Origin of the sequence: Saccharopolyspora sp. NPDC050642, from assembly GCF_040654735.1 — a bacterium.
In the GTDB taxonomy this organism is placed as follows: Bacteria; Actinomycetota; Actinomycetes; order Mycobacteriales; family Pseudonocardiaceae; genus Saccharopolyspora; species Saccharopolyspora elongata.
Genome location: NZ_JBFAIN010000018.1, coordinates 1 through 13,916, shown reverse-complemented (window position 1 = coordinate 13,916; position 13,916 = coordinate 1). Strand labels below are relative to the sequence as shown.

Genomic DNA, 13,916 nt, shown 5'->3' with positions numbered 1-13,916 from the left:
GGGCCTAGTTCCCGGTGAACTTCGCCTTGCCGGGCCCGTTCTCGACGAACGAGCGCATGCCGATCTTCTGGTCCTCGGTGGCGAAGGTGCCCGCGAACAGGTGGGTCTCCAGCTTCAGCCCGGTGGCCAGGTCGACGTCCAGCCCGCCGTCGATCGCGGCCTTCGCCGCGGCCAGCGCACGGGCCGCGCCGCCGGTGAACTGCTCGGCCCAGCGGCGCGCCGCCGCGTACACCTCGTCGCGCGGGACGACCTCGTCGATCATGCCCAGCGAAAGCGCTTCCTGGGCGTCGACGAAACGCCCGGTGTAGATGATGTCCTTGGCCTTGCTGGGCCCGATCAGGCGGGCGAGCCGCTGCGTGCCGCCGGCGCCGGGGATGACGCCCAGCAGGATCTCCGGCTGGCCGACCTTGACGTTCTCCCCGGCGATGCGCCGGTCGCAGCTCAGCGCCAGCTCGAAGCCGCCGCCGAGGGCGTACCCGGTGAGGGCTGCCACGGTCGGCTTCGGGATGGCGGCGACCTGGCTCATCGCGTCCGACAGGCCGCGCTCCTCCTTGCGCGCCATGTCGGTGTAGGACATGTCGGCCATTTCCTTGATGTCCGCGCCCGCCGCGAAGACCTTCTCGCCGCCGTAGACGATCACGGCGCGAACGTCGGAGCGCTCGGCGGCCTCGATCGCCGTTTCCCGCAGCTCGACCTCGATCTGCCGGTTCAAGGCGTTCATCGGCGGCCGATCCAACCGGATCGTCCCGATCGCGCCGTCCACCTCAAGCCTGACGAACTCGCCCACGCAGCAACCTCCTCGTCGAACCGCCACCTCGCCGGGCAGGCTATCGCGCGCCGCCCCACGACTGCTGTGTCACGGATCTCAGCGCCCGCTCGACCCGGAACGTCGTCCGGTCCCGCAGCGGCGCCTCCCGCCCTGATCTCAGCCGCGCCGCCGGGCGAAGTAACGGGCGCCGCTGCGCTGCAGCTCCAAGTCTTGGTCGAAGGTCTTCGACAGGTTGTCCTCGGTGAGCACGTCTTCGAGCAGTCCCTGCGCGACGATGCCGCCCTCACGCAGCAACAGGCCGTGCGTGAAGCCCGGCGGGATCTCTTCGACGTGGTGGGTGACCAGCACGGATGCGGGCGCGTCCGGGTCCATGGCCAGCGCGGACAGCCGCGCCACCAGGTCCTCCCGGCCGCCCAGGTCCAGCCCCGCGGCCGGCTCGTCGAGCAGCAGCAGCTCGGGGTCGGTCATCAGAGCACGCGCGATGGTGGTGCGCTTGCGCTCCCCTTCGGACAACGTCGCGTACTCGCGGTCGGCGAGGTGCGCCACGCCGAGCAGGTCGAGCAGCTCGGCCGCCCGGTCGGTGTCCATCGCGTCGTACTCCTCGCGCCACCGGCCGACGACCGAATATCCGGCGCTGACCACGACGTCGCGAACCAGCTCGTCGCCGGGGATGCGGGCCGCCAGCGCAGCCGAGCACAGGCCGATGCGGGGACGGAGGTCGAACACGTTGGTCTTGCCGAGCCGTTCGCCGAGCACGTCGACGCTGCCCTCGCTCGGGTGCATCTCGGTGCTGGCCATCTTCAGCAGCGTCGTCTTGCCCGCGCCGTTGGGGCCCAGCACCACCCAGCGCTCGTCGAGCTCGACCGACCAGTTCACGTCGGCCACCAGCGTCGTCGTGCCCCGCCGAACACCGACGCCATCCATCCGGATGACCAGGTCGTCCACGTCTACCTCCCAGCCGTGACCGACCGCGGCGCCGCGGGCGACGCGCAGGCGGTTCGTCTCCGTCCGGACCGCCGCAGATTCCGGCAGGTCCCTCCGGAGCCCCATTGTTCCGTCTGCTCCGTCAGCAGTTGCGGCCGGGCGCATCCTGTGCTCGCCCGGCCGGCAGATCCCGGCCTCGCGAGCGCTCGCCGGGTGCCCAGATACCGGGACGACCGCGATCGTGCTGGCACGATCCCCGCGGCCGTGCCACGATCGCAAGCGTGTCCGATTCGTTTCTCACCCGCGATCGCGTGATCGACCTCTTCCTGGTCGTCACCTCCGCCTGTCGCTGAAGCGGTTCTGCTACCGCCTTCCAGGCTCATCGCGCGGCCCGACGAATCAATCCACCGAATCACGCCCCATAGCGGGGTGTGCGTGTCGTGCCGTGCTCATTTGCAAGACACGAACTTGGAGACACGCATGAGCGCTGTGCGACAGCACCCGTCCAACGACAACCCGACCGCCCCCGCTTCCGAATACACCCCGACCGAACCGGTTCCCGCGCCCGGAGCGGTCGAGCTGCACCCCGGCCTCGACCTGCCGCTGCTGCACGACCTGATCCGCCCCGACCACCTGCTGTGGAGCCCACGCGAACTGCGCGACCTCACCAGCCTGGTCACGTCCGAACTGACCGGACCGCTGCTCGACATCGTCCGGGTCGACGACCAACAACGCTGGTGGGCCAAGCTCGCCCTGACCGCGGGCGTCGAGCTGTGGCTGCTGTCCTGGGCGCCGGGACAAGGCACGGAGCCGCACGACCACGGCGGTGCGTCCGGCTCGTTCTCCGTTCTGTTCGGCGCGCTCCGGGAGGACTACCGCTATCCCGCGGGCCCGGTGCGCACCGTGCACCACGACGTCGGCTCGGGCGTCGGCTTCGGCAGCGGGCGCGCTCACCAGGTCCGCAACGTCAGCTCGGTGAACTCGGCGAGCGTGCACGCGTACTCGCCGCCGCTGCTGCCGGTCCGCTACTACTCGGATCTGGCCGAAGTGCCGCCGGTCCCACCTCAGCGGATCCACGCGCCGCAACCGCCCGCCCCGCAGCCGAAGGAGCTCGGATGAGCGAGATCCCGATCCAGCGCCAGGCCAGCATCACAGCCGGTCCGTACGGCATCGACCACCTGCTGGCCGAGTCGCGCGCGAAGCTCACCCGCGTCTCCCCGCGGGAGGCGTTCGCGTTGCAGCAGGACGGCGGCCTGATCATCGACATCAGGCCGCAGTCCGACCGCCTCACCGAAGGCGAGATCCCGGGCTCGCTGACGGTGGAGCGGATCGTGCTGGAGTGGCGGCTGGACCCGGCCGGCGGCCACCGGCTGGACGGCCTGCACCCCGACCGCCCGGTGGTCCTGGTGTGCAACGAGGGCTACGCCTCCAGCCTCGCGGCCGCCCAGGCGAAGGGGCTCGGCCTGACCAAGGCCACGGACCTGGCGGGCGGTTTCCGAGCCTGGAAGGCGGCCGGCCTCCCGGTCACCACCAACGTCTGACACTCCGACCAACTGCGAGCAAGGGAACCTTCCTGCCACCTGTGGCAGAAAGGTTCCCTTGCTCGCGCCACGACCACCCAAACTCGAAGGCGCCTCCGTTGACAGGAAAGTTCCCATCCTCGCGCCGGCCCCATGCTTGATGACAGGAAAGTTCCCATGCTCACGACCAGGCCCCGGCCCCGCCATCCGTGACAGGAAAGTTCCCATGCTCGCGCTGCGATCCGGGCAATCCCCGCCGCGCTGGTTTGACGGGAAAGTTCCCATGCTCGCGCTGCGTCCGCGGTCGGTGACAGGAAAGTTCCCATGCTTGCGCCCGGTGCTGGCTCCGTCGGCTGTTGGGCGCCTGGTCGAAAGCGGGTATCGGCCGCGGCCCGGTCCCGTACGCTTTCGTCCTTGTGCGAGCTCAGAGTCTTTTGTTCCGCCCTTGGGTCATAGCCGCCGTGGCCGGTGCGGTCGCCGTGATGGCCGTGGAGCTGATCGCCGGCAGCGGGCCGGCCGGGGCGGCCATCGGTTGGCTCGGCGCCCTGGTCGGGGTGGCCTTGCTTCCGATGGCGACACAGCTGGGTTTGCTCTTGGGCTCGGTGGTTTTCGGGCTGCGGGTCCGGCAGGTGATCTTCGGTGCGATGCGGGAGGTCGCGTCGTGGCGGCTGGGACACGTGACCTTCACGATCCGTTCCTTGCCCATCACGCTGCGGGCTCAGATCGGCCCGTGGCGTTCGCCGGTGATCTTGCGCTGCTGGCTGGCCGGCCTGCTGTCGGCGCTGGTGGGTGTCGCGGTGGTCGTGGCGGGCTGGCTGCTCGCCGACGGTCCGTTCGGGCGCGGCTTCGTGCTCGCCGCAACGCCGTTGATGCTCTACAAGTTGTGGCCGATGCGGGTTCCGCTGACCACGTCGACCGGTTGGTTGCTCTTCTCGCTTCCTCGCATGAAGGATCCCGAACGCTCCGATTTCCTGTCCGCACCGCTGGCCGCTCGTGCGTACGAGGCGCTGCGCAAGGGCGACATCGATCGCGCGCAGGAGCACGCCGATGAACTCGCCGCGCAGTATCCGGGCCTGAACGGAACGGTCACGTGCCAGATCTCCGTGCTGGAGTCGCGCGGCGATTACGCGACGGGGGTCATGATGATGCTGAAGCTGCTGGCGAACAGCGACGAGATCCCACCGCGCAAGATGCCCTACCTGCTGGCGGGCCTGGCGGGGCTCGGGTTCAAGGCGGTGGAAGCCGGCCAACTGCCCGCGGAAACCCTGCTGCCGACCGCCAAGAAGGCGCTCGAGGACGCGATCCAGCTCGGTTACCCGGAGTTCGAACTGAGCGGCACCAATGGGCTCCTCGCGTTGATCGAGGGCGACGCGGACCGCGCTGTCCACCTCGCCACGACCGGCGCCGAGTACAACCACTCCCCGCTCTCCCGCGCCGACGACCTCGCCACGCTCGCCCGCGCGCACATGGCCTGCCACGACAACGCCGCCGCGCGCGCCGCATTGGCCAAGGCCGAGGAGCTGGCCCCGTGGTCGCCCCGGGTCGCAGAGACCCGCCAGCGGCTTTCGGTGGCGTGATCCCTTCCAAAACGGATCACTCCACCGCGAGCACCAGTTTCCCGGTGGTGCGGCCGGTTTCGCCGAGGGCGTGGGCCTTGGCCGCGTCCGCCAGCGGGAACACCCCGGCGATTTCCGGGCGCAGCCGGCCCGACTCGACGAGTTCGGCGATGGCGCGCATGCCCTCCTGGTCCGCCTCGACCAGCATCAGCTCCACCCGCACGCCGCGACGCTCCGCTTCGGCAGCGTCTTCTTCCCGTCCGAACGGCAGGATCGACACGAGGACGCCGCCGCGCCGGAGCGTGCGCAGTGAGCGGGTGCGGGTGTCGCCTGCGAGCGGGTCCAGCACGACGTCGACATCGCTGACGACGTCCGCGAAATCGACCTCCTGGTAGTCGATCAGCTCGTCGGCGCCGAGGCCGCGCAGGAACTCGTGCTTGCCCGCGCTGGCCGTCCCGATCACGTGCGCGCCGCGCGCCTTGGCGATCTGCACGGCGAAGTGCCCGACTCCGCCCGCGGCCGCGTGGATCAGGACGCGCTGCCCCGGCTGCAGGCGGGCCGTGTCCACCAGGGCCTGCCAGGCCGTCAGCGCGGCGAGCGGGATGGCTCCCGCCTGCACGTGGTCCACATTGGACGGCTTGGGGACGAAGGCGCGAGCCGGGCCGGTCACGTACTCGGCGTGGGAGCCGACGCCGTGCGGGTAGGGCAGCATCCCGAAGACCTCGTCGCCCGGCTTGTGCAGGGTGACGCCGACGCCGACGGCCTCGACGACGCCGGAGACGTCCCAGCCGAGGACGAGCGGCGGTTCGCCGAGGAACACCTTGTACGCCCGGTGCTTCCAGTCGGTCGGGTTGAGCCCGGCAGCGCGCACCCGGATCAGCACCTCGCTCGGGCCCGGAACCGGCCGCTCGAGCCGCACCTCTTGGAGCACCTCGGGTCCGCCGAGGACGTCCTGGCTGATGGCGCGCATCTTGCTGGCTTCACTCATGCCTTCGAGCCTGCCTCCCGGCCGAGCCCGACGAAATGGCTTGATTGCCAACATTCGATAGGATCGTGCCATGCATCGGGTCGTGGTCCTGGCGCTCGACGGCGTGTACCCGTTCGAGCTGGGCATCCCCAAGCGGATCTTCGGCAGCGCCGGCCGCCGGTACGAGGTGCTGACCTGCACCGCCGACGGTGGCCCGGTGCGCAGCGACGCCGACTTCACGATCTCGGTCGAGCACGGCCCGGAGGTGCTGAGCACCGCCGACACCGTCGTGATCCCGCCGTACGACCTCACCGAGGTGACTACCAAGCTGCCGCAGCCGGTGGCCGATGCGCTGGCGCTAATCCGCCCCGGCACCCGAATCGTGTCGATCTGCACCGGCGCGTTCGTGCTGGCCGCGGCCGGGCTGCTCGACGGCCGTCCGGCGACCACGCACTGGTGCCTGGTCGAGCCGTTCCGGCGGATGTTCCCGAACGTGCTCCTCGACCCGGACGTGCTCTTCGTCGACGACGGCGACGTGCTGACCTCCGCGGGCGCGGCCTCCGGGGTCGACGTGTGCCTGCACATCGTGCGCTCCGACCACGGCAGCGAGGTGGCCAACCAGGTGGCACGGAGGTGCGTCGTGCCGCCGTGGCGGGATGGTGGCCAGGCGCAGTACATCGAGCAGCCGGTCCCCGAACCGTCCGAGCTGGGCACCGCGCCGACCCGGGATTGGGCGGCCGCGAACCTCCACCTGCCGCTGACGCTGGCCGATCTCGCCGAGCACGCCCGGATGAGCGGCCGCACGTTCGCCCGCCGGTTCCGCAACGAGGTCGGGCTCAGCCCCGGCCGGTGGCTCATCCAGCAGCGCGTCGCCAGGGCCCGCCACCTGCTCGAATCCACCGATCTGCCGATCGAGGAGATCGCCGCCCAGGTCGGTTTCGCCACGGCGGCGTCGCTGCGCCAGCACCTGCACACCGCGATCGGCGTCGCTCCGCTGGCCTACCGCCGCACCTTCCGCGCCGGCGTCTGAAGCCCGCCGGATCAGCGCGGTTCGGCGAGGCGCTCGACGGCTTTGCGGGCCGCCGCCCGGAGATCCGCAGGCTCCGCGTCACCGAGCATCATGCGGCGCAACTGCGGCACGGCCAGCGGCCAGCCGACCATGCCGATCGAGAGCAATCCGAGCATCCCCGCGTCGAATTCGCCGGTGGCCGTTCCGCTTTCCTGGGCGCGGCGGACGCTGGCCACCTTCTCGCGGTAGTGCGCCCAGCGTTCGGAGCCGGTGACGACGCCGGAATCGCCGCGCTCCAGGGACTCCCACAGCAGCAGGCGCAGCACGTGGGGGTTCGCGAGGTGGTAGGCGGCGAGCCGATCGGCGTAGCCGGGCAGGTCGTCGCCCTCGATCGGGACTTCGGCGGCCAGCGCGTCCATCGTTCGTTCCAGCACCGCCGAGAACAGCGCGTCCTTGCTGCCGAAGTAGGCGTAGATCAGCTGCTTGTTCGCCCGTGCCCGCTTGGCGATCTGGTCGACGCGGGCACCGGCGATGCCGTGGGCGGCGAATTCGGTGACCGCCGCCCCGAAGATCCGGGCTCTGGTGGATTCCGCGTTGCGGGACACAATTCGAACAGTACTCCCGCAGCCGACCGACTGGTTGCGAACGAACCGGAATCGCTATTCACCGGTGGTTCCGTCGATGCGTTCGCGCAGCAGATCGGCGTGCCCGTTGTGCCGCGCGTATTCCTCGATCAGGTGCGCCAGGATGTAGCGGAGCGAGATGACCTCGCCGCGGTATTCACAAGTGGCATCGAGGGATTCGGCGGCGGACACGATCTCCCGGGATCGCGCGCACTCCCGGCGCCAGATCGCGAACGCTTCGCCGGGATCGGCGGCGTCCACGTCGAAATCGGCGAACTCGTCGGACCCCGGCGGAGTCCAGGGGCTTTTGCCGTTCTCGCCGCGGAACGCGTTCCGGAACCAGCTGCGCTCGACCTCGGCCAAGTGCCGGACCAGCCCGAGCAACGAGAGCCCCGAGGGCGCGACCGCGCGCTCCCTGAGCTGCTCCGCGGTCAGCCCCGCGCACTTCATGGCCAGGGTTTCGCGCTGGAACTGGAGGACGCCGGTGTCAAGGTCGCCCGCTCGTCACCCGCCCGCAGAGACTCGATCCGCCGTTGATCATCCACGTGGCCATCATGCGCTGAAGCCCCGGCAGGCGGCGCGCTGGTGGTCAGAGCCCGTCCAGCAGGTTCTCCACGATGCCCATCAGCACTTGGCGGTCGTCTTGGACCCGGGCCAGGACGCGCAGCCCGTAGTACGTGCTGAGCACTTGGCGCGCCAGGGTTTCCGCGTCGCGCGTCGGGTCGATCTCGCCGGAGCGCTGTCCTCTCTCGAGGGTTTCGCGCAGCGCTTCCTCGACCGCCGCGAAGTTCCGCCGCACCTCGGCGCGGACGTCCGGGTCCGAGCTCGCGCGCTCGATGGCCGCGTTGATCGCGAAGCAGCCCGGCCGGTCGGTGCCGGAGAGGTCGGCGTCGATCGCGTCGACCAGCAGTTCCCGCACCCGGTCCTTGACCGGCCCCGGACCTTGCAGCACCGCGGCCTGTTCCGCGGTGGCGGTCTCGTAGTACTTGCGCAACGACTTCAGGTACAGCTGGTGCTTGTCGCCGAACGCGTTGTAGAGGCTCGACGGCCCCAGTTCGGTGCGGTCGCTCAGGTCCCGGGTCGACGTCGCCTCGTACCCGTTGCGCCAGAACGTGTCCATCGTGGCGTCGAGGACGCGGGCGTCGTCGAACTTCCTCGGCCGGGCCATGTCCCCACCGTAGCAGTTTTGAAGCGATCGCAACGAAACCTCGGTCACATTTTGAATCGACCGCTTCAAAACATTGCTAGCGTCGGCCGGCAGTGACCACCGACTCGTTGGAGGACCGTCCATGCCCCTTGCCGTCTACATCCTCGGCCTGGGCATCTTCACCCAGGGAACCTCGGAGTTCATGCTCTCGGGGCTGCTGCCCGGCATGGCCGCGGATCTCGGCGTGTCCATCCCGGACGCGGGCCTGCTGATCTCCGCGTTCGCCGTCGGCATGGTCGTCGGCGCCCCGCTGCTGGCCATCGCCACCATCCGCTGGCCGCGCCGGAAAGCGCTGGTGGCGCTGCAAGGCGTCTTCATCTCCGCGCACATCGTCGGCGCGCTGGCTCCCGGCTACGGAGTGCTGATGGCCACCCGCATCGTGAGCGCCCTGTCCTACGCGGGGTTCTGGGCCGTCGCGGTGGCCGCGGCCGTCAGCCTCGTGCCGCCCGGCGCCAGGAGCCGGGCCGTCGCGATCGTCGCGGGCGGCCTGACCCTCGCCACCATCGTCGGGGTTCCGGCGGGCACCGTGCTCAGCCAGCTCGCCGGCTGGCGAGCGGTGTTCTGGGCCGTCGCCGTCCTCACGGCGGTGAGCCTGGTCTGCTCGCTGTTCACCATCCACGACGCGGCCTCGCCCGAGCAGCCCAGCAGCGCCGCAGCCGAACTGCGCGCGATGGCCCGACCCCAGCTGTGGCTGTCGTACGCGATCACGACCTTCGCCTTCGGCGCGGTCATCGTGACCTTCAGCTATCTCGCTCCGGTGCTGACCGACGTGACCGGGCTGCCCGAGGCGTGGGTTCCCGCCGAGCTGGCGCTTTTCGGGCTGGGCGGCCTGATCGGCATGACGATCGGCGGGCGCACCGCACAATCGCGCCCGGTCGGCACGCTCCTCGTCGGCCTCGGCGCCCTGGTGATCGCCTCCGCGCTGCTCGCCGTCTCGGCGGGCAACGCGATCACCACCACCATCCTCGTCTTCGTCCTGGGCGTCGGCGGGTTCGTCACCAACCCGGCCCTGCAGTCGCGGGCGTTCACCCTCGCACCCGGGGCTCCGACGCTCGTGGGGGCCGTCAACACCTCGGCATTCAACATCGGCAACACGCTCGCGCCGATGCTGGGCGGCATGGCCATCAGCGCCGGGTTCGGCTTCGCCTCGGTGGCCTGGGTGGGCGCCGCGATCGGCGCGGCGGGCCTGCTGGCCGCGGCGTGGGCCGGCTACCTGCAGCGCCGGTCTCAGCACGCGCCGAGCGTCAGCGTGGACGAAACCCCGATGCCGATCCGGGCGGAAGCGTGACCTGAGCCGACCTGTGAGCGTTTTGGGGTGCTATGGCGCCCGAAACGCTCACGGGTCAGCCGGCCAGGACGACCTTGCCCAGCTCGGCCGGGCCGGACAGCAGCGGGTGCCGGGGCAGGACCCGAACGGTGTAGCCCGCCGGGCCGGCGTGCGGCAGGGTCACCGCCGCCTCGTAGCGGCCGCCCTCCGCCGGGCGCATCGACGCGGTGACGAAGTCGTGCAGCACGTCGGAGTCGTCCACGCGCCCCACGACGACCTCGACGTCCACATCGGACGGATCGAGCCCGGCCAGGTCGACCCGCGCCCGCACCGTGACCTGCCCGCCGAGCAGCGGCGTGCCGCCGTCGTCGACGGACATCTCGGTGTCGCTGATCCGCACCCAGGTCCAGGCCGCCTGCAGCCGGGCGCGGTAGTCCGCGATCTCCCGCGCCCCGCGGTAGTCGTCCGCCGACACGGCCCGCACCGAACGGGCGGCCGGGGTGTAGTGGTTGTCGACGTACTCGCGGATCATCCGGGACGCCTGCACGCGCGGGCCCAGCGTCGCCAGGGTGTGGCGCACCATCGACATCCACTTGCCCGGCACCCCGTCGGTGTTGCGCTCGTAGAACATCGGGGCCACGTGGTCGGAGATCAGCTCGTACAGGGCAGCGGACTCCAGGTCGTCGCGCCGGTTCGGGTCGCTGACGCCGTCGGCGTTCGGGATCGCCCAGCCGTTGTGACCGTCGAACATCTCGTCCCACCAGCCGTCCCGCACCGACAGGTTCAGGCCGCCGTTGAGCGCCGCCTTCATCCCCGAGGTGCCGCACGCCTCCAGCGGCCGCACGGGGTTGTTCAGCCACACGTCGCAACCCGACACCAGGTACTTGGCCAGCGACATGTCGTAGTCCGGCAGGAACACGATGCGGTGCCGCACGTCGGCCTGGTCGGCGAAGCGCACGATCCGCTGGATCATCGCCTTCCCGCCCTCGTCCGCCGGGTGCGACTTCCCCGCGACCACGATCTGCACCGGGCGTTCCGCGTCGAGCAGCAGCTCCCGCAGCCGCTCGGTGTCGCGCAGCATCAGCGTGGCCCGCTTGTAGGTCGGCACCCGGCGGGCGAAGCCGATGGTGAGCACGTCCGGGTCGAAAACCGTGTCGCACCACCCGAGTTCCAGGTCCGAGGCGCCGCGCCGCAGCCACGCGGTGCGCAGCCGCCTGCGCACCTCGTCGACCAGCCGCTGGCGCAGCGAGCAGCGCAGTTCCCACAGCAGCGAGTCGCTGACCGGTTCGATGCCGCGCAACCCGGCGCCGCTGTCCATTTCGGACTCGCCGATCAGCTTGCCGAGTTCTCGCGCCGACCAGGTCGGGCCGTGCACCCCGTTGGTGACCGACCGGATCGGGACCTCCGCGACGCCGAAGCCCGGCCACAGGTTGCGGAACATCTTGCGGATGACCTCGCCGTGCAGCTCGGAGACGCCGTTGGCGCGCTGCGCGAGCCGCAGCCCCATGTGGGCCATGTTGAACATGCCCGGGTTGTCCTCGGCGCCCAGCGCGAGCACCCGATCCGTGGGCACACCGGGCAGCAGCGCCTGCGCCGAGCCGTCGCCGAAGTAGTGCCGGACCAGATCCACCGGGAAGCGGTCGATCCCGGCCGGGACCGGGGTGTGGGTGGTGAACACCGTCCCGGCCCGCACCGCGGCCACCGCCTGGTCGAACTGCAGCCCCGGGTCCTCCTGCAGCTCGCGGGCCCGCTCCAGGCCCAGGAACCCGGCGTGGCCCTCGTTGGTGTGGAACACCTCGGGCTGCGGGTGGCCGGTCAGCTCGCAGTAGGCGCGGACCGCGCGCATGCCGCCGATGCCGGCCAGGATCTCCTGGCGGATCCGGTGCGCCGCGTCGCCGCCGTAGAGCCGGTCGGTGGTCTTGCGCAGGTCGTCGTCGTTCTCCGGCAGGTCGCTGTCCAGCAGCAGCAGCGGCACCCGGCCGACCTGCGCCTTCCAGATCCGCGCGTGCAGGGTGCGTCCGGCGGGCATCGCGACCCGCACCTGGACCGGCTTCCCGGACGGCTCGGTCAGCATCTCCAGCGGCAGGCCGCGCGGATCCAGCACCGGGTAGTGCTCGACCTGCCAGCCCTCCGCCGACAGCGACTGCCGGAAGTACCCGGACCGGTACAGCAGCCCGACGCCGATCATCGGCACGCCGAGGTCGGAGGCCGACTTCAGGTGGTCGCCCGCCAGCACTCCGAGGCCGCCGGAGTAGTTCGGCAGGGCCTCGGTGAGGCCGAACTCCATCGAGAAGTAGGCGATCGAGGTGGGCAGCCCGGCGTCCTCGTCCTGCCGCTGCTGGTACCAGCGCGGCACCGCGAGGTACCGGCGCAGGTCGTCGTCGACGGCCCGGGTGCGCGCCAGGAAGTCCTGGTCGCCGGCCAGTTGCCGCAGCCGCTCGGCCGGCACCTCGGCGAGCAGCCGCAGCGGGTCCGCCCCCACCGCGGACCACACCTGCGGATCGACCGCGGCGAACAGGTCCTGGGTCGGCGGGTGCCAGGCCCAGCGGAGGTTGGTCGCCAGCGTGCCGAGCGCGCTCAGCTGCTCGGGCAGGTGGGCTCGCACGGTGAAGCGGTGGACTGCTCTCACAGCAGCGGACCATATCTCGGCACGCCGCGGCCCGTCCGCGGACGTGCCAGCGCAGCCCACGACCGCGACCGATGGGAAGCTTGGCGTCGTGCGCGTGATTGGACTGGTGGCGCTGGTGATCTTGGTGGTCGCCGGCGGTTGCACGGCTGCACCGCCCGAACCCGCCCGTGTGGCCGATCACACGGTCGATCCGGCGTTCGTGCACGGCACCGACCACGGCGACGCCGACCGGCTCGCGGCCACGGCGGTCACCGACGTGCAGCGCTTCTGGGCAGCGCAGTACCCGGCGGTGTTCGGCAAGCCCTGGCGGGACCTGGACGGCGGGTTCTTCTCGGTCGACACCAACGGCACCGGTGCCCCGCCACCGTGCGCGACCGATGTGAAGGACGTCGAAGGCAACGCGTACTACTGCGCCACCGTCGATGCGATCGCCTGGGACCGCGCAGCGCTGCTTCCGGTGCTGCGGGAGCACTACGGCGACGCATCGGTCGTGGTGGTTCTCGCGCACGAGATCGGCCACGCGGTGCAGCAGCGCGCCGGGATGGATGTCGACGACGCCTCTGTGCGCCTCGAAGCGATGGCCGACTGCTACTCGGGTTCGTTCATCCGCTGGGTCGTCGACGGCCACGCCGAGCACCTGCGCATCGACCCGGAGCAGCTGGACCGGGCGATGCGCGCGATCGTCGTCTTCCGCGACCCGGCGAGCACGAGCAGCACCGCGGCGCACGGCACCGCCTTCGACCGCGTTTCGGCGTTCCAGAACGGTTTTCGCGACGGCGCGCGACGCTGCGCCGACGTGACGGGAACGTCGCTGGCCGCGCCGGACCCGGACGATGCGAACAAACCGCTGGACGAAGCACTGCGCGCCGACCGGATTTCCGGCTACTTCGGCGATCTCGTCGCCCAGCGCGGCGGGCGCTGGACCGCGCCGGACGTCCGCTCGACGCCTGCATGTCCCGCAGCGACCGGCCCCGCCACGTTCTGCGCGCAGCCTCCCGCGATCGTCATCGATCGCGCGGCGATCACCGAACCGCACCGCAGGATCGGCGACCAAGCAGCCACGACGCTGCTCGCGTCCCGCTTCTCGCTCGCCGCGCTGACCGAACTCGGCCGCCCCACCACCGGAGCCGCCGCCAGCACGCAGATCATGTGCCTGACCGGCGCATACACCGCCACGCAGCCGGGGCTGTCGCAAGGCGACCTCGACGAGGCCGTTGCGGTCGTGCTCGAATCCGACGACGTCGCCCGCGACGCGCAAGGCACGAACTCGCTGACCGGATTCGCCCGGCTCGAAGCCTTCCGCACCGGCGCGCTCGGCGGCGCGGCGGCCTGCTGATCAGGACCTTGCGTCTTAGGGGTCCTTGCATAATGATCTTTGTCTGGCATGGTGGTGGCTGGAGTTGATCACGTTTCGATCGTTGGGAGCGTGGGATGGCTCGCCCGAA

At 70.9% G+C, this 13,916-nt stretch carries 13 protein-coding genes; 6 read left to right on the top strand and 7 right to left on the bottom strand.

Annotated features, from left to right (window positions below):
• Positions 1 to 4: 4 nt before the first annotated feature.
• Both AB0H93_RS25325 and AB0H93_RS25320 read right to left on the bottom strand, forming a co-directional pair.
• Positions 5 to 787: an enoyl-CoA hydratase-related protein gene (locus AB0H93_RS25325; protein ID WP_358575631.1), complete on the bottom strand. Its 783-nt coding sequence runs from the start codon at positions 785 to 787 to the stop codon at positions 5 to 7.
• Positions 788 to 925: 138 nt separating this feature from the next.
• Positions 926 to 1,693 carry an ABC transporter ATP-binding protein gene (locus AB0H93_RS25320; protein ID WP_358575790.1) on the bottom strand — a complete coding sequence of 256 codons (768 nt, stop codon included), beginning with the start codon at positions 1,691 to 1,693 and terminating at the stop codon, positions 926 to 928.
• Between the two features lie 480 nt (positions 1,694 to 2,173).
• Here AB0H93_RS25320 and AB0H93_RS25315 point away from each other — a divergent pair, with 480 nt between their 5' ends.
• The 3 genes from AB0H93_RS25315 to AB0H93_RS25305 all read left to right on the top strand — a co-directional run bounded on the left by AB0H93_RS25315 (position 2,174) and on the right by AB0H93_RS25305 (position 4,790).
• Complete coding sequence (locus AB0H93_RS25315; protein WP_358575630.1) at positions 2,174 to 2,812, top strand: cysteine dioxygenase family protein; 639 nt, start codon at positions 2,174 to 2,176, stop codon at positions 2,810 to 2,812.
• Positions 2,809 to 3,234 carry a rhodanese-like domain-containing protein gene (locus tag AB0H93_RS25310; RefSeq protein ID WP_132492003.1) on the top strand — a complete coding sequence of 142 codons (426 nt, stop codon included), beginning with the start codon at positions 2,809 to 2,811 and terminating at the stop codon, positions 3,232 to 3,234. The genes AB0H93_RS25315 and AB0H93_RS25310 overlap by 4 nt, the downstream gene beginning before the upstream one ends.
• 440 nt (positions 3,235 to 3,674) lie before the next feature.
• Positions 3,675 to 4,790, top strand: a complete 1,116-nt coding sequence (locus AB0H93_RS25305) for a hypothetical protein (RefSeq protein WP_358575629.1) — start codon at positions 3,675 to 3,677, stop codon at positions 4,788 to 4,790.
• Between the two features lie 16 nt (positions 4,791 to 4,806).
• Here the strand turns inward: AB0H93_RS25305 and AB0H93_RS25300 are convergent, their stop codons facing one another.
• On the bottom strand, positions 4,807 to 5,739 hold the full coding sequence (locus tag AB0H93_RS25300) for an NADP-dependent oxidoreductase (RefSeq protein WP_358575789.1): 933 nt from the start codon (positions 5,737 to 5,739) through the stop codon (positions 4,807 to 4,809).
• 88 nt (positions 5,740 to 5,827) lie between these two features.
• Between AB0H93_RS25300 and AB0H93_RS25295 the strand changes: the two genes are divergently transcribed.
• Complete coding sequence (locus AB0H93_RS25295) at positions 5,828 to 6,766, top strand: helix-turn-helix domain-containing protein (protein WP_358575628.1); 939 nt, start codon at positions 5,828 to 5,830, stop codon at positions 6,764 to 6,766.
• Positions 6,767 to 6,777: 11 nt separating this feature from the next.
• On the opposite strand, the gene AB0H93_RS25290 is transcribed toward AB0H93_RS25295, so the two are convergent.
• The 3 genes from AB0H93_RS25290 to AB0H93_RS25280 form a co-directional block, all read right to left on the bottom strand.
• The gene (locus AB0H93_RS25290; RefSeq protein WP_358575627.1) at positions 6,778 to 7,350 is read right to left on the bottom strand and encodes a TetR family transcriptional regulator; all 573 of its coding nucleotides are present in this window, start codon (positions 7,348 to 7,350) and stop codon (positions 6,778 to 6,780) included.
• A 54-nt stretch (positions 7,351 to 7,404) separates the two neighbouring features.
• On the bottom strand, positions 7,405 to 7,818 hold the full coding sequence (locus AB0H93_RS25285) for a DinB family protein (RefSeq protein WP_358575626.1): 414 nt from the start codon (positions 7,816 to 7,818) through the stop codon (positions 7,405 to 7,407).
• 139 nt (positions 7,819 to 7,957) lie between these two features.
• Positions 7,958 to 8,536, bottom strand: a complete 579-nt coding sequence (locus AB0H93_RS25280) for a TetR/AcrR family transcriptional regulator (RefSeq protein WP_358575625.1) — start codon at positions 8,534 to 8,536, stop codon at positions 7,958 to 7,960.
• Positions 8,537 to 8,657: 121 nt separating this feature from the next.
• Here AB0H93_RS25280 and AB0H93_RS25275 point away from each other — a divergent pair, with 121 nt between their 5' ends.
• Complete coding sequence (locus AB0H93_RS25275; RefSeq protein WP_358575624.1) at positions 8,658 to 9,863, top strand: Cmx/CmrA family chloramphenicol efflux MFS transporter; 1,206 nt, start codon at positions 8,658 to 8,660, stop codon at positions 9,861 to 9,863.
• A 55-nt stretch (positions 9,864 to 9,918) separates the two neighbouring features.
• On the opposite strand, the gene glgP is transcribed toward AB0H93_RS25275, so the two are convergent.
• Positions 9,919 to 12,471 carry an alpha-glucan family phosphorylase gene (gene glgP / locus AB0H93_RS25270; RefSeq protein ID WP_358575623.1) on the bottom strand — a complete coding sequence of 851 codons (2,553 nt, stop codon included), beginning with the start codon at positions 12,469 to 12,471 and terminating at the stop codon, positions 9,919 to 9,921.
• An 88-nt stretch (positions 12,472 to 12,559) separates the two neighbouring features.
• Between glgP and AB0H93_RS25265 the strand changes: the two genes are divergently transcribed.
• Positions 12,560 to 13,807: a peptidase gene (locus tag AB0H93_RS25265; RefSeq protein ID WP_358575622.1), complete on the top strand. Its 1,248-nt coding sequence runs from the start codon at positions 12,560 to 12,562 to the stop codon at positions 13,805 to 13,807.
• The last annotated feature ends 109 nt before the right edge of the window (positions 13,808 to 13,916 follow it).

Coding starts and splice junctions, on each gene's coding strand:
- AB0H93_RS25295 (WP_358575628.1), top strand. CDS start 5,828: ATGCATCGGGTCGTGGTCCTGGCGCTCGACGGCGTGTACCCGTTCGAG.
- AB0H93_RS25275 (WP_358575624.1), top strand. CDS start 8,658: ATGCCCCTTGCCGTCTACATCCTCGGCCTGGGCATCTTCACCCAGGGA.
- AB0H93_RS25320 (WP_358575790.1), bottom strand. CDS start 1,693: ATGGATGGCGTCGGTGTTCGGCGGGGCACGACGACGCTGGTGGCCGAC.
- AB0H93_RS25315 (WP_358575630.1), top strand. CDS start 2,174: ATGAGCGCTGTGCGACAGCACCCGTCCAACGACAACCCGACCGCCCCC.
- AB0H93_RS25285 (WP_358575626.1), bottom strand. CDS start 7,818: ATGAAGTGCGCGGGGCTGACCGCGGAGCAGCTCAGGGAGCGCGCGGTC.
- AB0H93_RS25280 (WP_358575625.1), bottom strand. CDS start 8,536: ATGGCCCGGCCGAGGAAGTTCGACGACGCCCGCGTCCTCGACGCCACG.
- AB0H93_RS25300 (WP_358575789.1), bottom strand. CDS start 5,739: ATGCGCGCCATCAGCCAGGACGTCCTCGGCGGACCCGAGGTGCTCCAA.
- AB0H93_RS25310 (WP_132492003.1), top strand. CDS start 2,809: ATGAGCGAGATCCCGATCCAGCGCCAGGCCAGCATCACAGCCGGTCCG.